The sequence below is a fragment of the Pantoea sp. 1B4 genome, from assembly GCF_016925765.1.
In the GTDB taxonomy this organism is placed as follows: domain Bacteria; phylum Pseudomonadota; class Gammaproteobacteria; order Enterobacterales; family Enterobacteriaceae; genus Pantoea; species Pantoea agglomerans.
In genome coordinates, this window is sequence record NZ_JAEUWZ010000001.1 from 2163069 (window position 1) to 2181635 (window position 18567).

8 protein-coding genes, 2 tRNA genes, 1 other RNA gene and 7 pseudogenes are annotated in these 18567 nt (G+C 52.1%); 8 read left to right on the forward strand and 10 right to left on the reverse strand.

What is annotated here, in order from left to right; all coding sequences use genetic code 11:
- Positions 1-127 precede the first annotated feature (127 nt).
- Both JNO11_RS10590 and JNO11_RS10595 read right to left on the reverse strand, forming a co-directional pair.
- Positions 128-1753, reverse strand: coding sequence for an ABC transporter substrate-binding protein (locus JNO11_RS10590; protein WP_163639287.1), 1626 nt, complete (start codon positions 1751-1753; stop codon positions 128-130).
- Positions 1754-2336: 583 nt separating this feature from the next.
- Positions 2337-2985: pseudogene (locus JNO11_RS10595) on the reverse strand (YchE family NAAT transporter).
- Between the two features lie 460 nt (positions 2986-3445).
- Here JNO11_RS10595 and adhE point away from each other — a divergent pair.
- Positions 3446-6134 (forward strand): annotated as a pseudogene (gene adhE, locus JNO11_RS10600) (bifunctional acetaldehyde-CoA/alcohol dehydrogenase).
- A 68-nt stretch (positions 6135-6202) separates the two neighbouring features.
- On the opposite strand, the gene tdk reads toward adhE, so the two are convergent.
- Positions 6203-6823: a thymidine kinase gene (gene tdk, locus JNO11_RS10605; RefSeq protein ID WP_010244362.1), complete on the reverse strand. Its 621-nt coding sequence runs from the start codon at positions 6821-6823 to the stop codon at positions 6203-6205.
- Between the two features lie 409 nt (positions 6824-7232).
- Here tdk and hns point away from each other — a divergent pair.
- Positions 7233-7641: pseudogene (gene hns, locus JNO11_RS10610) on the forward strand (histone-like nucleoid-structuring protein H-NS).
- Positions 7642-7728: 87 nt separating this feature from the next.
- On the opposite strand, the pseudogene JNO11_RS10615 reads toward hns, so the two are convergent.
- The 5 genes and pseudogenes from JNO11_RS10615 to rssA all read right to left on the reverse strand — a co-directional run bounded on the left by JNO11_RS10615 (position 7729) and on the right by rssA (position 13239).
- Positions 7729-8737, reverse strand: a pseudogene (locus JNO11_RS10615) (NAD-dependent epimerase).
- Positions 8738-8751: 14 nt separating this feature from the next.
- Complete coding sequence (locus JNO11_RS10620; RefSeq protein WP_003852248.1) at positions 8752-10092, reverse strand: UDP-glucose/GDP-mannose dehydrogenase family protein; 1341 nt, start codon at positions 10090-10092, stop codon at positions 8752-8754.
- A gap of 22 nt (positions 10093-10114) precedes the next feature.
- Positions 10115-11023, reverse strand: coding sequence for a UTP--glucose-1-phosphate uridylyltransferase GalU (galU, locus tag JNO11_RS10625; protein WP_008925296.1), 909 nt, complete (start codon positions 11021-11023; stop codon positions 10115-10117).
- Positions 11024-11216: 193 nt separating this feature from the next.
- Positions 11217-12234, reverse strand: a pseudogene (gene rssB, locus JNO11_RS10630) (two-component system response regulator RssB).
- Positions 12235-12333: 99 nt separating this feature from the next.
- A complete protein-coding gene (rssA, locus tag JNO11_RS10635; RefSeq protein ID WP_010244341.1) occupies positions 12334-13239 on the reverse strand; it encodes a patatin-like phospholipase RssA in 906 nt (301 codons plus the stop codon).
- 96 nt (positions 13240-13335) lie between these two features.
- On the opposite strand from rssA, the pseudogene JNO11_RS10640 reads away from it, so the two are divergent.
- From JNO11_RS10640 to xthA, 6 genes and pseudogenes are all read left to right on the forward strand, one after another.
- A pseudogene (locus JNO11_RS10640) lies at positions 13336-13792 on the forward strand (YchJ family protein).
- 56 nt (positions 13793-13848) lie between these two features.
- On the forward strand, positions 13849-14697 hold the full coding sequence (gene purU / locus JNO11_RS10645) for a formyltetrahydrofolate deformylase (protein ID WP_325177283.1): 849 nt from the start codon (positions 13849-13851) through the stop codon (positions 14695-14697).
- 145 nt (positions 14698-14842) lie between these two features.
- Positions 14843-14927, forward strand: a tRNA-Tyr gene (locus JNO11_RS10650).
- Positions 14928-14965: 38 nt separating this feature from the next.
- Positions 14966-15050, forward strand: a tRNA-Tyr gene (locus tag JNO11_RS10655).
- Positions 15051-15091: 41 nt separating this feature from the next.
- A non-coding RNA gene (locus tag JNO11_RS10660) (RtT sRNA) lies at positions 15092-15219 on the forward strand.
- 160 nt (positions 15220-15379) lie between these two features.
- Positions 15380-16186, forward strand: coding sequence for an exodeoxyribonuclease III (xthA, locus tag JNO11_RS10665; RefSeq protein WP_325177284.1), 807 nt, complete (start codon positions 15380-15382; stop codon positions 16184-16186).
- A gap of 33 nt (positions 16187-16219) precedes the next feature.
- On the opposite strand, the gene JNO11_RS10670 is transcribed toward xthA, so the two are convergent.
- Positions 16220-16531 (reverse strand): DUF1496 domain-containing protein, encoded by a 312-nt coding sequence (locus JNO11_RS10670; RefSeq protein ID WP_010670267.1) that lies wholly within the window; start codon positions 16529-16531, stop codon positions 16220-16222.
- Positions 16528-18445, reverse strand: a pseudogene (locus JNO11_RS10675) (DNA topoisomerase III). Before JNO11_RS10675 ends, JNO11_RS10670 begins: the two are co-directional and overlap by 4 nt.
- Positions 18446-18567: the final 122 nt, after the last annotated feature.

The following is an 18567-nucleotide window of genomic DNA, read 5'->3' on the forward strand; positions in this document are numbered from 1 at the left end:
GTGGCGATGCTCTGCCCCGGCGTCCCCCGTCTGCGGGCTCCCTGGCCTGTTACCAGGGAGATTGACCCCAAAAAGTGGTCTGTTTGCTGATGCGCTTTCCGACTGTCTCGCCGAACAGGCGATCAGATCAGTGTTTTTTGATGAAATAGTACTTCAGGTCTGTCATGTCCTGCGGGTCTTTGCCCGTGAAGCCGCCAACCCAGGGCTTCACCAGGCGCACACTTACGCGGTAGTAAACTGGCACAATTGGTGAGTCTTTGTCGAGTTGTGTTTCAGCCTGCTGATACAGGCTGGCGCGCTGCGCCTCGCTGCCCGCCGTCAGCGTCTCCGCCATCAGACGATCAAAGGTCGCGCTGCTGTAAAACGCGGTGTTGATCGAGGCGTTGCTGATCAGCATGTTCAGGAAGGTTGAGGGTTCGTTGTAGTCGGCACACCAGGTGGCGCGCACCACGTCATACTGCGCCTGATGACGGGTCTCCAGCATGGTTTTCCACTCCTGATTCTGCAGCGTCACCCTGGCACCCAGGTTTTTCTGCCACATCGACGCGGCCGCAATCGCCTGCCGTTTGTTCTGATCGGAGGTGTTGTAGAGCAGCGTAAAGGTCAGCGGATGGGCAGCATCAAAGCCGGCCTCTGCCAGCAGCTTCTTCGCGGCTTCATTACGCTGCGCCTGCGTCCATGTGAACCAGGCAGGTGGCGTGAGTTTGATACCGGCGGTGAAAGGCGGCGTCAGGCTGTAAGCCGGAATCTGCCCCTGGGCCATGATCTTATTGGCAATAACCTCGCGATCGAGGGTCATCTTCAGCGCGGCACGCACCCGCGCATCGGTAAACGGCGGCTTTTTGTTATTAATCTCGTAGTAAAAGGTGCAGAGCAGCGGGCTGACCTTCACTTCATCGCCCAGCTCTTTGCGCAGCTTGCCAAACATCTCTGGTGGCACCGCACTGTTGGTAATATCCGTGCCGCCGCTGCGGTAGCGATTAATATCGCTGTTTTCAGAGGCGATCGGCAGGAATGTCCCCTGTTCAATCACGGTGTGCGCATTATCCCAGTAGCGAGGATTGCGCTTCACGACAATTTTTTCATTCACTACCCAGTCGCTCAGCGTGTAGGCGCCGTTGCCGATGTAGTGACCCGGGCGGGTCCAGGCTTCGCCCCACTGCTTAATGGCTGGCGCATAAACCGGCTTCATCGCCGTATGCGCTAACATCGCCACCAGGTAAGGCACCGGCTCACTCAGGGTAATTTGCAGCCGATGGGCATCCAGCGCCTTCACGCCCAGCTGATCGGGTGACGCTTTGCCGGCAAGGATGGCATCGATATTGGCAAAATGGGCTGCCTGAAGATAGCTGGAGTAAGGCGACGCGGTTGTCGGGTCCACCAGACGGCGCCAGCTGTAGACGAAATCAGTGGCGGTAACCGGCTCACCGTTGCTCCACTTCGCATCCTCCCGCAGATTAAAAATCCAGACGGTGGGTTGCGGGTTTTCCCAGCTTTTAGCGACGCCAGGAACGACCTGCCCGCTGTTATCGGTATTGACCAGGCCGTCCAGCAGGTTGTGAATAATGTTGGATTCCGGCACGCCTTCGGTTTTATGCGGATCCAGCGAGGAGACTTCACTGCCGTTATTGATCACAATCTGTTGCTGCGCGGTCAGTGTTGTACCCGGCGGCACCGTGGCGGCATAGGCCGGAGAAAATGCCATTAACAAAACGACTGCGAGTTTTGACCGCTGCTGCTGCAAATTCTTCATCCCAATCATGCGAAACGCCAACCTTAAATTAAGTATCCCGACAGGCTTAAGCAAAAAGCGTTCTCACTTTGGGCTTTCGGAGAAAAAATTTTACGTTGGGCCAAAAATTATCAGAAGCCGTGAAGGCGCGCCAAAGCAAAATAGCTAAAATGTTAACTAATTCTCTTTTATCATGAGAAGTCAGGCAGCGGAAGTGTTAATTTTCGTCCTGAAAATATCATATCGATATGAAAAATAGACTATTTAGCTGAAAACCCTTCTTAAGAGCGGAAAGCAGCGACAAACAGCCTCTTTTTTTGGCACTTATATTGGGGAATGTGGCTTCAGCGTGATGAAATTTAAGATAGCGTGATTATTCTGGCAGTTTGTGAGGCTTACACGAAAATAGAGAGCAGAATATCGTGTGAAAATAGTGACATTATTTCGCAGAAAAAAGTCTGTGAGCCAGCGCGCAGTAATGAAATTTATAATTGCCTGATTCTGTTAAGCACAACGAATAATTGCATCGTAATGGTGCATAAAATGCCCCTCCTGTACCATTACGGATCATTATTTCACTTCACTCTCTGAAATAAGTGAGCGTTTAATTGAGTAAGCCGGGAAAAATGGACTTCATGCCGGTGACAACAAATTCGATGCCCAGTGCCATCAGTAACAGACCCATAATACGCGTAATGACGTTGATACCGGTCTGGCCAAGAATACGCACCATTAACGGCGCGGCCCGAAAGAGTAACCAGCAGCAGAATGCAAAAATGGCAATCGCCAGGGTGAACCCCAGCAGATTTATCCAGCTGTGGTAGCGGGTGCTCCAGACAATGGTCGAGCTGATAGCACCCGGCCCCGCCATCAGCGGCAACGCCAGCGGCACAACCCCCACACTTTCACGAATCGCCGTTTCTGACTTCTCCTGCTTATTCTGCTTATCTTCGCCCAGCTTGCCGCTGATCATCGACATCGCAATGGTGACGACCAGGATCCCACCCGCGATGCGGAAGGAGTCAATCGAGATACCAAACACATGCAGAATCGCATCACCAAGGAACAGTGACGTCCAGAGAATAATAGCAACCGCCAGATTGGCAGTGAGGTTGGTTTTGTTACGCTCAGCCACCCCCCTGATAACGGGTCATGCTGATGAAGACCGGAATAATTCCCACCGGATTGACCAGCGCAAAGAGCCCGACAAAAAATTTTATATAGCCTGATAAATCTAACAGCGCAGGGTTCACGACTTTACTCCGTACCACAGGGGGGGAAAACGCGCCTAATGTATGTGAAAACAGGCACGGACGCCAGATGCTGACTCAGCTATTTATACTGTTGAATGACGGCGCATCCAGCGCGTTACCCCAGAGATTAAAAAGTGACTGGATTTAGCCGCTACCAGGCAGATGACGTGAAGAGGTAACCAATTTGATAAACAAAGGGCGTAAAGGGGAGCTGAAAGGTGTCAGCTTGCGGTTAAATTGATCTGCATCAAAATTGCCCTACCCCAAACCAGGTAATCTTTTCGCAACGGAAGTATTAGCGGCAGCGAAGAAAATCTCACTGACTGCAACAGAAGACTAGTTCAGTAAACAGTTGAAAATCCGGGCGTTCTGACCCAGTCCAACGCCTTATGGCAACGTGACTATACTCAGGGCGCAGGATTGTTTACTAAAAAAGTTTAACTTCCTTCAGGAGAACACCATGGCCGTAACCAATGTCGCCGAACTTAATGCACTGGTTGAACGTGTAAAAAAAAGCCCAGCGTGAATATGCCAACTTTTCTCAACAACAGGTCGACGCCATCTTCCGTGCCGCCGCCCTCGCCGCCGCAGACGCCCGAATCCCGCTTGCCAAGATGGCCGTTGCCGAATCAGGTATGGGCATCGTCGAAGACAAAGTGATCAAAAACCATTTTGCTTCAGAATATATCTACAACGCTTATAAAGATGAAAAAACCTGTGGTGTGTTAGCCACGGATGATACTTTCGGCACCATTACCATCGCCGAACCTATTGGCCTGATTTGCGGTATCGTCCCGACGACCAACCCCACTTCAACCGCCATCTTCAAAGCATTAATCAGCCTTAAAACCCGTAACGGCATCATTTTCTCTCCCCATCCACGCGCCAAAGATGCGACCAACAAAGCTGCAGACATCGTATTGCAGGCGGCGGTGGCTGCCGGTGCGCCAAAAGATATTATCGGCTGGATCGACGCACCTTCCGTTGAGCTGTCAAATCAACTGATGCATCACCCTGACATCAACCTGATTCTCGCCACTGGCGGTCCGGGCATGGTGAAAGCGGCTTACAGCTCCGGTAAACCTGCGATTGGTGTCGGTGCGGGTAATACGCCGGTCGTGATTGATGAAACCGCCGATCTGAAACGTGCGGTTGCGTCGATTCTGATGTCGAAAACCTTTGATAACGGGGTTATCTGCGCCTCTGAACAATCGGTGATTGTGGTCGATTCAGTCTATGACGCGGTGCGTGAACGTTTCGCCAGCCACGGCGGTTATATGCTGCAGGGTGCCGAACTGAGTGCGGTGCAGAATATCATTCTGAAAAACGGCGGCCTGAATGCGGCTATCGTAGGCCAGCCAGCGTTCAAAATTGCGGAGATGGCCGGTATCAGCGTGCCACCGAGCACTAAGATTCTGATTGGCGAAGTGAAGCTGGTGGATGAGTCTGAGCCGTTCGCTCATGAAAAACTCTCACCAACCCTTGCGATGTATCGGGCGAAAGATTTCCAGGATGCGGTCGCGAAAGCAGAAAAACTGGTCGCCATGGGCGGTATCGGCCACACCTCCTGTCTCTATACCGATCAGGACAATCAGACCGAACGCGTTCACTACTTCGGCGACAAAATGAAAACCGCGCGTATTCTGATCAACACCCCCGCCTCGCAGGGTGGTATCGGCGACCTCTACAACTTTAAACTGGCGCCGTCTCTGACGCTGGGTTGTGGTTCGTGGGGCGGAAACTCTATTTCAGAGAACGTCGGTCCAAAACATCTGATCAATACCAAAACTGTCGCCAAGCGAGCTGAGAATATGTTGTGGCATAAACTTCCAAAATCCATCTACTTCCGTCGGGGTTCACTGCCAATTGCGCTGGAAGAAGTGGCAACGGATGGCGCGAAACGTGCCTTTATCGTCACTGACCGCTTCCTGTTCAATAACGGCTATGCCGACCAGGTGACCCGCGTACTGAAATCACACGGCATTGAAACGGAAGTGTTCTTCGAAGTTGAAGCTGACCCGACGCTGAGCATCGTGCGTAAAGGTGCTGAGCAGATGAACAGCTTCAAACCGGATGTCATCATCGCGCTGGGCGGTGGCTCACCGATGGATGCCGCGAAAATCATGTGGGTGATGTACGAACATCCGGAAACTCACTTCGAGGAGCTGGCGTTACGTTTCATGGATATCCGTAAACGTATCTACAAGTTCCCTAAAATGGGTGTCAAAGCGCGCATGATTGCCATCACCACCACATCCGGTACCGGTTCTGAAGTCACGCCGTTTGCTGTAGTGACCGATGATGCGACGGGTCAGAAATATCCGCTCGCTGACTACGCACTGACGCCTGATATGGCGATTGTCGATGCCAACCTGGTGATGGATATGCCGCGTTCACTCTGCGCCTTCGGCGGTCTGGATGCCGTAACCCACGCGCTGGAAGCTTATGTTTCAGTGCTGGCGAATGAATACTCTGACGGACAGGCACTGCAGGCACTGAAACTGCTGAAAGAGAATCTGCCAGCCAGCTATGCCGAAGGCGCCAAAAATCCGGTGGCGCGTGAGCGCGTACACAATGCCGCCACTATCGCCGGTATTGCGTTTGCCAACGCCTTCCTCGGGGTTTGTCACTCAATGGCGCATAAGCTGGGTTCAGAGTTCCATATCCCACACGGCCTGGCCAACGCCCTGTTAATCTCTAACGTTATTCGCTACAACGCGAATGACAACCCGACTAAACAGACCGCTTTCAGCCAGTACGATCGCCCTCAGGCGCGCCGTCGCTACGCCGAGATTGCTGACCATCTGGGTCTGAGCGCACCAGGCGACCGCACCGCGCAGAAAATTGAGAAGCTGCTCGCCTGGCTGGATGAGATTAAAACTGAACTTGGTATTCCAAACTCTATCCGTGAGGCGGGTGTGCAGGAAGCGGACTTCCTGGCGAAAGTCGATAAACTGGCCGATGATGCGTTTGATGACCAGTGTACCGGCGCTAACCCACGTTATCCGCTGATTGCTGAACTGAAACAGATTATGCTTGATACCTACTACGGTCGTGAATTTGTCGAACCGTTCTCAAGCGTAGCCGAAGCCATTGCTGAGCAGCCGGTAAAAGGTATTAAGCTTGAGAAGAAAGCCAAAAAAGTCTGATAGCGCCGTTCTGACTGTCTGATAAAAAAACCCGCCTCGGCGGGTTTTTTATTGCCTGAACAATAGGGTTAATTCAGCGGAGTCTGAGCGCCATGGATCGCCTGCAACGATCCCTGCTCTATCGCCTGTTTATAATGCTTACGGCAGACTGAGATATAACGTTCGTTACCGCCAATCACCACCTGCTCACCCTCACTGAAAGGTTTGCCCTCGCTATCCAGTCGCAGAACCATACTGGCCTTGCGCCCACAGTGACAAATAGTTTTGAGTTCAACCAGCTTATCTGCCCACGCCAGCAGATACTGACTGCCAACAAACAGTTCACCGCGAAAATCCGTTCGCAGACCATAACAGAGCACCGGAATATCAAGGTCGTCTACGACATCTGACAGCGCTTTAACCTGCTCACGGGTCAGGAACTGACTCTCATCAACCAGCACGCAATGGACAGGCTGAACGGCATGTTCAGCAGCGATGTCGCTGTAGAGTGATGTCTCTGCGTTGTATAGCAAGGCCGGTGACGATAGTCCGATACGGGAACTCACCTGCCCGGCACCAAAGCGATTATCGATTTCAGCGGTGTAAACCAGTGAACGCATGCCGCGCTCATGATAGTTATATGAGGATTGTAGCAGTGCGGTTGATTTCCCTGCATTCATGGCAGAGTAATAGAAATAGAGTTGAGCCATCGGCGCGTATCTTCATCAGGACTGAATGGAATGGCGCGCATATTACCACAAAGCGGCGGCAATACGTTGCGGTTGATGAGTGAATAAAGTGTAACGGCTGGCCGTTTATTCCTCTGCATGCCGTTTCCAGCGCCTGTTATGTACAGTGCCGAACGGGATAAGTTTTGCTTATTTTACCCGCAACAAAATCAATGACATTTTTGTTGCTGACCTGAATACATTAAATTTATTTGATATCGGACTAAAGGAAAATATTTTTATTCTGCACTACTGTGCAATTTTCTGGTGAAAATTATTTTTAGTCACCTGGGTAATTAGTGATATACATATTTTTATGATTGCAGTTATTTTATGTCGCCACTACTATTAGCGGGCAACACAACTTTTCCCTTATTCAGAGACCAGGACAATGAGCGAAGCACTAAAAGTTCTTAATAATATCCGTACGCTGCGCGCCCAGGCCAGAGAGTATTCCGTTGAAATACTGGAAGAGATGCTGGAAAAGCTGGACGTAGTAGTAAAAGAGCGCCGCGAAGAAGAGTCTCATTTTCAGGCAGAAAATGAAGAACGCACGCGTAAACTTAATCAGTATCGTGAAATGCTACTGGCTGATGGTATTGACCCGAATGAACTGATTAACACGCTGACCGACACACGGACTGCGGCAAAAAGGTAAACGCTCAGTACGTCCGGCTAAATATGGTTACACCGATGAAAAAGGCGAGTCCAGAACCTGGACCGGTCAGGGCCGCACACCGGCCGTGATTAAAAAAGCGCTGGAAGAACAGGGTAAAAAGCTGGACGATTTTTTACTGTAAAAAACCGCAGTGTGACTGCCTTCCTGGCAGCCTGATGCGCAATAAAAAAGGAAGCCGGAGCTTCCTTTTTTTCTTTTAAGCAGATACTCAGACGCGGTAAAAGTCGCGGTACCAGTCCACAAAGTTTTTAACGCCCTCTTCGACCCCGGTCTGCGGTTTGAATCCAATTGCCTTAAACAAGGCTTCGGTATCCGCACTGGTTTCCAGTACATCTCCAGGCTGCATTGGCATCAGATTTTTCTTCGCAGTAATGCCCAGGGCTTTTTCAATCGCTTCGATATAGTTCATCAACGTGACAGGCTGACTGTTTCCAATATTATAAACACGATAAGGCGCTGAACTGGTTGCCGGCGATCCGGTTTCAACTGTCCAGTTGTCGTCCTGTTGTGGAATAACATCCTGCAGGCGAACAATGGCTTCAGCAATATCGTCAATATAGGTAAAGTCGCGTTTCATCTGGCCCTGGTTATAAACGTCAATCGCTTCACCGGCAATCATTGCACGGGTGAATTTGAATAACGCCATATCCGGGCGGCCCCACGGGCCATAGACCGTAAAGAAGCGCAATCCAGTGGTCGGCAGCTGATAGAGATGCGAGTAAGTGTGTGACATTAACTCGTTGGCTTTTTTTGGTCGCTGCATATAAAGAAACCGGATGATCAACGCTATCTTCGGTTGAGAACGGCATCTTGCGATTCAGACCATAGACTGAACTGGATGAGGCGTAGAGCAGATGTTCAATTTTATGATGACGGCAACCTTCAAGGATATTGAGGTGACCCGTCAGATTGGAGTCTGCGTAGGCATGAGGATTTTCAATGGAATACCGGACACCAGCCTGAGCACCAAGATGGATAACGCGCTGGAATTTTTGCTGATCGAACAGTGACGCCATTGCGTCACGGTCCGCCAGGTCCATCTCAATAAAAGTAAAACCAGGATCGGCCTTAATTAAATTGAGACGGGCATGCTTGAGATTTACGTCGTAATAATCATTCAGGTTGTCGATACCGACAACCTGGTGACCGGCGGCCAGCAGACGCTGGCTGACATGAAAACCAATAAAACCTGCGGCGCCGGTGACCAGAAAGTTCATAAATCCCTCGTTAATTATGCAGTTTGAATAGACGCTCCGCGGCCGATTGCATAATAAACGAAACCGCGTTTGCTGATACGCTCTGGATCATACAGGTTACGACCATCAAAAATCACGGCTTCTTTCAGTGCATTTTTGATGATGTCGAAGTCAGGCGCACGGAAGTTTTGCCACTCCGTACAGATGACCAGACCGTCAGCGCCCTGCAGTGCGGCTTCTTTGGTACCCATCAGCTTAAGATCGCTGCGGTGACCGTAGATACGCTGTGCTTCATCCATCGCTTCAGGGTCAAACGCCTGAACAGATGCGCCAGCTTCCCACAGCGTTTCCATCAGCACACGGCTGGAGGCTTCACGCATGTCGTCAGTGTTCGGCTTAAATGACAGGCCCCAGAGCGCAAACGTTTTACCTTTCAGATCGTCACCAAAATGACGTTTGATAAAGGTTGGCAGCTTGTTTTTCTGGTTGTCATTCACATCTTCCACGGCCTGCAACAGACGTGGCTGATAGCCAATTGACTCAGCGGTACGGATTAACGCCTGCACATCTTTCGGGAAGCAGGAGCCGCCGTAACCACAGCCAGGATAGATAAAGTGGTAGCCAATGCGGGGATCGGAACCGATGCCCTGGCGTACTTTTTCAATATCCGCGCCTAAACGTTCAGCCAGGTTAGACATCTCATTCATAAAGCTGATTTTGGTGGCCAGCATGCAGTTTGCTGCATACTTGGTCAGCTCTGCGCTGCGGATATCCATCATGATCATACGATCGTGGTTACGGTTAAACGGCTCATAGAGCTCGCGTAACAGTTCTACCACGTCGTCGTTGTCAGTACCGACAACGATACGTTCTGGACGCATACAGTCATTGACTGCAGCACCTTCTTTGAGGAATTCCGGGTTAGATACCACATCAAAGGTGATGTTGGCGTCACGCGCTTTCAGCGCTTCCGTCATTACCGCACGAACTTTGTCTGCTGTGCCAACCGGAACGGTTGATTTGTCGATAACCACTTTGTGATCGTTCATATGCTGCGCAATGGTGCGCGCTACGGCGGTCACATATTTCAGATCGGCAGAGCCGTCTTCATCTGGTGGAGTACCAACTGCAATAAACTGCATAACACCATGGTTTACGCCCAGCTCAGCATCAGTGCTGAACTTCAGACGACCCGCTTCGTAATTGGACATTACCAGCGGCGTTAAACCTGGTTCGAAAATAGGAATGATGCCTTTTTTCAGATTTTCGACTTTGTTTTCGTCGACATCAATGCAGAGAACGTCATGTCCGACTTCGGCTAACACCGCAGCCTGAACCAGACCGACATAGCCGATACCAAATACAGTGACTTTCATCGAGTTATCCTGTGTTTATGAATTACTTTTTGTTGCCAACTGCGCCATCGAGCCATTCAGAAAAATCTTTGCCCAATACCGGATGACGAACACCGTACTCAACGAAAGCCTGCATGTAGCCCAGTTTGTTACCACAGTCATGGCTGACGCCTTTCAGGTGATATGCTTCAACTGTCTCTTTTTCCATCAGCATTGCAATGGAGTCAGTCAGCTGAACTTCGCCGCCTGCACCTGGAGGCGTTTTAGCCAGCAGTGGCCAGATCTCTGAAGAGAGAACATAACGACCTACAACGGCCAGGTTTGATGGGGATTCTGACGCTTTAGGCTTCTCAACCACACCGACCATTGGTGCGCTGTCGCCTGGGTTCAGTTCTGCGCCCTGGCAATCGACAACACCGTATGCAGTCACATCGGCAACCGGCTCAACCATGATCTGGCTGCGGCCAGACTCTTCATAACGGCTCAGCATCTCTGCCAGGTTATCTTTGGTTGGGTTAGATTCATATTCGTCGATGATGACGTCTGGCAGGATAACCGCAAACGGCTCATCACCGATCAGTGGGTGTGCACACATTACAGCGTGACCCAGACCTTTAGCGATGCCCTGACGAACCTGCATGATGGTGACGTGTGGCGGGCAAATTGACTGGATTTCATCCAGCAGCTGACGCTTAACGCGTTTTTCCAGCATTGATTCCAGTTCGAAGCTGGTATCAAAGTGGTTTTCGATGGCATTTTTTGATGAATGCGTTACCAGCACAATTTCGTTGATGCCAGCAGCGATACACTCGTTAACGACATACTGGATTAACGGCTTATCAACCAGCGGTAACATTTCTTTAGGAATCGCTTTGGTAGCCGGGAGCATACGCGTACCCAAACCCGCTACCGGGATTACCGCTTTTTTTACTTTGGTATTATTGGCAGACATTAAGATACCTCTCTTATAGGCCGTTCAAGTTAATACTTGATATGTCGGTTTAAAATCGGAAATGAGTATATCAGTTAGTATCGAACGGATTTATCCTGGAAGGCACCAAACCGTCGAAATTAAGACTATTACCCAACTGTAAAGCTAAACTCTGGCCCTGTCCTCAGCGCCAGAATTCCTCTGTTTTTACGGCTTATTCTTCCGTCGATAGCATCAGCCGAATGCGCCCGCCCGCGCCCCAGACGTGGCATTGCCAGTTTTCTGCGCGCTGACTGATCTGGTTAAGATGGGTGCTGCCCATAGTGCCAAGGGGGGACACCATTGCTGAGCTGAATCTGATGGGCATGAACATGAAGTGTGGCGTTCAATCCGGCCGAAACCAGAATTAAGTTCTTTAATCCGCGATGATAGTACCCAACCAGTAACGGGAACTGGCCGCTCAGGTTCGCCTGGCGCAGTAAAAGATTGACCTGTCTGAGCAGCCCATTGAGTTCCGGCAGACGCTGTTTCTGCCCGGTCAGTTGCTCCTGCAGCAGGCCATTGAACAGCGCCCGCAGCAGCAACGCTGCCAGCACGCCATTATCACCGGCACGGGTCACGTCCAGACAGTAGAACGCCAGATCTTTATCGGAGAGCGCCGCGATATCAAGCACCAGCCCAGGCTGCTCGGCCATCGTCAGCTGACGATAGTTAACCCGGCAGTTGGCAATAGTCTGCTGCACCGGTGGCTGGAGTTGCTTGAGCAGCTTGGCAGCCGCTTTAGGATCACGAACCAGCGCATCCCAGTCCTGGAACAGTTGTTCATCCTCTTCCACTTTCGAAGTGAACATAGAGGGATAGAGACACTCATAGACCGCTTCACGGAAGCGCTCAAAGTTTTTAAGTGGTTTAAGCAGCACATCCTGCACCCCAAGACGCAATACATGCGCAATATCCGACATGTTCTCGGTAGCTGAGATGATTAAAATCGGCACGATGTTGCCGCGGGTACGAATGTGCTCAACGAACTGGATGCCGCTCATGCGGGGCATTTCCAGATCGCAGATAATCAGGTCGACAGTATGCTGTTGTAGTTGTGCAATTGCTTCCAGACCATCTTCCGCTTGTAACGTCACAGCACCCATCGATAACAAAAATTGGTCCAGCAACGAACGGAAAACAGCCTCATCTTCGACAATGAGTATCTTTTTGCCGAGTAGTGGTTTTTCCATTCTTTCCCCCTGCGTACCAGATATTTCAATAGTGGTTCATAAAACGCAGTTGCGCCTTTAAGAATTGGCTGAAGTCACCGCTTTGAATGAACAACCTGATTATCTGCCACGGACCAGTGGTAATAGTTCATCCATTTTCTTCTCTACGGCGGCCTTGCCTGCTTCAATGGCTTCCTCAGCACGATGAAAGTCCAGCGTCGAAATTTGCGGACAGACCGGCTGAATCAAAACATCGGGCGGATCGCCTGCCATGCGATTCCGCTTCAGGCGATTTTCCAGCACCTGGATAGAGGTGGACATAATCTCCATCGCGCCAGGTGACTGAGACGCACGGCGCTGGCTGAAATTCACCAGACGCTGACGCAGCTTCCCACCCCAACTCAATGCCGCTGCGGCGGCTTCTTCTTCGCTATTCTGTGGTGTCACGGAAAAGAGATCCTGCTGCATTAAATGCGCGTCATGCTGCAAGTCAACGGCGATAACAATGTCTGCCCCCAGGGCACGGGTAAGTGAAATCGGCACCGGGTTGACTACGGCACCATCCACCAGCCAATACCCATTGTAGCCCACCGGCGGTAATAAACCTGGCATACTGCATGAAGCGCGTACTGCCTGATGCAGATCGCCCTCTGTCAGCCAGAGTTCACGACCGGTACTGAGGTTAGTCGCCACCACGCCAAAGGGTTTATGACAGTGCTCTATCGTGTCATTGGGGATCAGCTGACGAACATGGCTAAAGACCCGCTCACCGCGCAGCAGTCCGCCACGCTGCCAGGAGACATCCATCAGGCGAATAACATCCCAGTAGCGAAATGCACTGACCCATTTTTCCATCAGCGGCAGACGGTTATTCACATAAGCAGATCCGACTAATGCCCCGACAGAGCAGCCCGCAACGACGTCGATCTCAATACCTGCACGCTCCAGCGCGTTGATCACGCCGATGTGCGCCCATCCTTTGGCCGCTCCAGAACCCAGAGCCAATCCAATTTTTACCTTTCTCATTTCTGTCTGGTCCTGCCGTCAATACGTAGCATCACAACACGGGGTCAGCTAACATAGCGCGCTTGTAAAATCGACCCATCATTCCCGGGAGATAATGTGTCAGAAACCTGCCCATGTTGTAGCGGAGAGCAGTATAGCGTATGTTGCGAGCCCTTTCTTCAGGGTAACCAGATTCCTGTTACAGCTGAACAACTTATGCGATCCCGTTATTGCGCTTATGTTCAGCATAATGCGGACTATCTGGTTGCGACCTGGCATCCTGAGAAGCGTCATCCGGCGCTGTCAGGGCTTTTATCTGAAAGTTTTCCAGGAACCGACTGGCTCAGCCTGAATGTAACCCGTTGTAATCATGGAAGCCATGAGAACGAAGCTTTCGTTACCTTTTTTTGCGCGATACCGCGAGAAAACCAACATTCAGGCCATTCATGAATGTTCACGCTTTCTTCGCGAGGATCAACGCTGGTACTATGTTGACGGTACAGCACCGCCCGTGGGGCGTAATGATCGCTGCCCGTGCGGCAGTGAAAAAAAATACAAAAAATGTTGTGGTTAAGCTGACGATTACCCCAGCGGTTTTACCCCTAATGCTTTGACAGGACTCTGATTGAGATGCAAGCGCAAACCATGCAAAGAAAAGTTTTACGAACCATTTGTCCCGATGCAAAAGGTCTGATCGCCAAAATCACCAATATTTGTTACAAGCACGAACTTAATATCGTGCAGAACAATGAGTTTGTTGACCATCGCACCGGGCGTTTTTTCATGCGTACCGAACTGGAAGGGATCTTCAACGACAATACCCTGCTCGCCGATCTCGACAGCGCCCTGCCCCAGGGTTCAGTCCGGGAACTGCACAGCGCCGGTCGTCGCCGCGTGGTGATTCTGGTCACTAAAGAGGCTCATTGCCTGGGCGATCTGTTAATGAAGAGCGCGTTTGGCGGCCTGGATATGGAAATTGCGGCGGTATTAGGTAACCACGACACCCTGCGTTCGCTGGTTGAGCGTTTTGACATTCCGTTTGTGCTGGTGAGCCATGAGGGACTGACGCGGGAAGAGCACGATAACCGCATGGTGGAAGAGATTGAGCGCTATCAGCCCGATTACGTGGTGCTGGCAAAATATATGCGCGTCCTGACGCCCGCCTTTGTGCAGCGTTATCCGAACCAGATTATCAATATTCACCACTCCTTCCTGCCCGCCTTTATCGGTGCCCGTCCCTATCATCAGGCTTATGAACGCGGCGTGAAGATCATCGGTGCCACCGCGCACTATGTGAACGACAATCTCGATGAAGGCCCAATCATCATGCAGGATGTGATAAACGTTGATCACAGCTACACCGCCGATGAGATGATGCGCGCCGGTCGCGACGTAGAAAAGAATGTCCTGAGCAACGCACTGTATAAAGTGCTGGGGCAGCGCGTGTTCGTTTACGGCAACCGCACGATTATTCTTTAATCAGCCAGTGCGCTGAATTGTCTGCAGATTCAGCGCTACGCGTAAAAAAGTGGGCAAACAGTTGCGGTTTTGCCAGTGGGCGCTTTACACCCTTATCGCATTTGGTATGATGCGCCCCGCTTTAAGAGAGAAAGATTCAGGCCATGGTGGGATTCCCGAGCGGCCAAAGGGAGCAGACTGTAAATCTGCCGTCACAGACTTCGAAGGTTCGAATCCTTCTCCCACCACCATCTGAATCTGAATCATCTTAAGCCACATTACTATCCCAGGTGGGATTCCCGAGCGGCCAAAGGGAGCAGACTGTAAATCTGCCGTCACAGACTTCGAAGGTTCGAATCCTTCTCCCACCACCATCTCGCATGTTGCACACCATCCCCAAAATAATACCTAAGCTTCCTGTTCTGCGGGGAGAGGGATGAGAACCTTCGATCAAGGTTCGGGTCGAGCATCGCGAGACAACGCGCTTCAGTGCGGCCCGCAGGGTGAGGCGCAACGCGCCGAATAATCCTTCTCCCACCACCATCTCGCATGTTGCACACCATCCCCAAAATAATACCTAAGCTTCCTGTTCGCCCCCCACATTCCTGCCCGCTTTCACACAATCTCAGCCTGTTCCGCCATGACTTTTTCAGCAAAAATCGCTACCATCTCCGCCTGACATTTCTGAACAACGGTCGATCTCATGAAATTTGTTTCATTTAACATCAATGGGTTGCGTGCCCGCCCGCATCAGCTTCAGGCACTTGTCGAACAGCATCAGCCCGATGTTATCGGTCTGCAGGAAACCAAGGTCCATGACGACATGTTCCCGCTGGAAGAGGTATCAAAGCTCGGCTATCACGTCTTCTATCATGGACAGAAAGGTCACTACGGTGTTGCCCTGTTAACCAAAGCTGAGCCAGTGTCAGTGAGCCGGGGTTTCCCGGGTGATGACGAAGAATCCCAGCGCCGCCTGATCATCGCGGAGCTTCCCAGCCCGATTGGCGACATCACGGTAATTAACGGCTATTTTCCGCAGGGCGAGAGCCGCGACCATCCCACTAAGTTTCCGGCTAAAGAGAAATTCTATCGCGATCTGCAACGTCTGCTGACCGAAGACCTGCCTGCTGATAAGCCGGTTCTGATTATGGGCGACATGAATATCAGCAGCACCGATCGGGATATTGGTATTGGTGAGGAGAGTCGCAAGCGCTGGCTGCGCACCGGCAAATGCTCCTTCCTGCCGGAAGAGCGCGAGTGGATGGACCGCCTGCTGGGCTGGGGACTGGTTGATACCTGGCGTGAGCACAATCCGGAGGTGGCGGATCGCTTTTCCTGGTTCGATTACCGTTCGAAAGGGTTTGATGATAATCGCGGGTTACGCATCGATCTGGTGCTGGCGAGCAAAACCCTGGCGCCGCACTGCGTTGAGACCGGCATTGATTATGAGATCCGGGGCATGGAAAAACCATCTGACCACGCACCCATCTGGTCAATCTTCCGCTTTTAACTGACGGTCGCGTGGCAGAGCGCCACGCGACGGCTATTTCACTATTTTCCAGATCAGGTTATTGGTGCCGATGGAGTGTTCATCACGGGTACATTGCAGCAACACCCCTTCTGATTTCACCACCGCGCCTTCCGTGTAGTTACGGTTCTCAAAGATACAGCAGCGGAGACAGTCTGGCTGACGTCTCTCTGCCTGTGTCCATGCCTCGGGTGGCATATCCACCACGACATCGGTGTTGCCACCGTTGCTGCCCTGCTGTGGCATTGACTGATAACGACTGTTGGCCTGCGCCACGCTGGTCGCCAGCGACAGGGCCACGAGCAGTAATACTGAATAACGCCTCATTCCGTCTCCTTTACTTTACGCCTGGTTTTGCGCACCGGACGTTTCTGTCCGGTGGACGGTAATCCCCGAAATGCATGCGCCGCAGGCTCCTGTCGCGCCTGCTGGATCAGACCGGTTAAGGTCTGCACCAGCGGCTGCATGAATTCATCATAGCGGCAGGCCTTTTCGCTGATACGCGTCAGTGTCGATTCCCACTGCGCCGTCATATCCGGGCGTGCTGCCAGATCGGGCAGGGAGTGAATCAGGGCGCGTCCGGCATCTGTAGAATTGATATAGCGGCCCTTCTTCACCAGGAAGCCACGACGAAACAGTAATTCGATAATGCCGGCACGTGTGGCTTCCGTTCCTAAACCATCGGTCGCACGCAGTACTTTCTTTAATTCTTTATCCTGAACGAAACGGGCAATGCCGGTCATTGCAGAAAGAATGGTGGCATCGGTAAACGGGCGTGGCGGCTGGGTTTGCTTCGCCAGCACCTCTCCGCGCTCACACAGCAGCTCATCCCCTTTCGCTACCACCGGCAACGGCATGCCGTCGTTCTCTTCATCCCGCTCTTTGTTGCCCAGCAGCGCACGCCAGCCCGCTTCCGCCAGGAAGCGCGCTTTCGCCACGAATTTTCCGCCGGCAATATCGAGATCGATGACACATTTGCGGAATACCGCATCCGGGCAGAACTGCATCAGATACTGGCGCGCTACCAGTTCATAGATATGCTGCTCGTTTTCACTGAGCTTCACCGCGCTGGAACGGGCCGTTGGAATAATCGCATGGTGGGCATCCACTTTTTTTATCATCCCAGCAGCGATTTCTGCGATCGGCATCGAAATCTGCCGGTGGGGTCAGCTGTGACTGATGCGCCTGTATCGCCTTTAACACCGCATGACGACCGGCAAAATGCTCTTCAGGCAGATAGCGGCTGTCCGAACGGGGATAGGTAATCAGTTTGTGGGTTTCATAAAGCCGCTGGCAGGTATCCAGCACCGTCTGCGCACTCAGCCCGTAACGTTTAGCGGCCTCGATCTGCAGGCTGGATAAGGAAAAGGGCAGCGGCGCCACCTCATTTTCGCGCTTATCGCTGTAAGCAGTGACGATCGCTGGCTGGCCCGTAATACGCGCCACCACATGCTCCGCCAGGGCGCGTTTGAGCAGGCGGCCCTCTTCATCCTGCCACGGTTCACAGGCTTCACTGGGGATCCAGCTGGCGATAAATCGGGCGCCGTCAGGCGTGAGGATTTGCGCTTTCACTTCGAAGTAATCTTTCGGCACGAAGTTCTCGATCTCTTCATCGCGCCGGACCACCAGCCCAAGCACCGGCGTCTGCACCCGGCCCACCGACAGTACGCCATCATAGCCTGCATTGCGTCCCAGCAGCGTCCAGGCGCGGGTCATGTTAATGCCATAGAGCCAGTCCGCCCGGGCGCGGGCAAGCGCCGAGACGCACAACGGAATAAACTCGCGATTTGCACGCAGGCGGTTCACTGCCCGATCCACCGCCTGAGGATTGAGGTCGTTAATCAGACAGCGCTGCACCTTGCTGCTTTTTTCAGCCGGCAGGTTCAGGTAGTCGAGCACCTCATCCACCAGCAACTGCCCTTCCCGATCCGGGTCACCGGCGTGCACCACTTCATTCGCCTGCGCCAGCAAGCCCTCAACCACTTTCAGTTGCTTAGCAACCGAGGGACGCGGTTTTAGCTGCCATTTTTCCGGAATGATGGGTAAATCCGCCAGCGACCAGCGCGCATAACGGCTGTCATAACTGTCGGGTTGCGCCTGCTCCAGAAGATGGCCTACACACCAGGTGACGATCTGATCGTTGCCGCAGGCAATGAATCCATCACCGCGTCGATGCGGTTTCGGCAGCACATCTGCGATAGCACGCCCCAGGCTCGGTTTTTCCGCAATAAACAAACGCATTGAATCAGGTAATCCTTAACATCAGGGGGGAACGCAGTGATAACCGGTTGTCCGCTGTCGGTTTGAATACTGGGGCTATGTTAGCCTGGCAGGCCCGCTGGCGTAAGTGTGATGCGCGGCGT

Coding starts and splice junctions, on each gene's coding strand:
- xthA (WP_325177284.1), top strand. CDS start 15,380: ATGAAATTTGTTTCATTTAACATCAATGGGTTGCGTGCCCGCCCGCAT.
- JNO11_RS10620 (WP_003852248.1), bottom strand. CDS start 10,092: ATGAAAGTCACTGTATTTGGTATCGGCTATGTCGGTCTGGTTCAGGCT.
- JNO11_RS10670 (WP_010670267.1), bottom strand. CDS start 16,531: ATGAGGCGTTATTCAGTATTACTGCTCGTGGCCCTGTCGCTGGCGACC.
- purU (WP_325177283.1), top strand. CDS start 13,849: ATGCAAGCGCAAACCATGCAAAGAAAAGTTTTACGAACCATTTGTCCC.
- tdk (WP_010244362.1), bottom strand. CDS start 6,823: ATGGCTCAACTCTATTTCTATTACTCTGCCATGAATGCAGGGAAATCA.
- JNO11_RS10590 (WP_163639287.1), bottom strand. CDS start 1,753: ATGAAGAATTTGCAGCAGCAGCGGTCAAAACTCGCAGTCGTTTTGTTA.
- galU (WP_008925296.1), bottom strand. CDS start 11,023: ATGTCTGCCAATAATACCAAAGTAAAAAAAGCGGTAATCCCGGTAGCG.
- rssA (WP_010244341.1), bottom strand. CDS start 13,239: ATGAGAAAGGTAAAAATTGGATTGGCTCTGGGTTCTGGAGCGGCCAAA.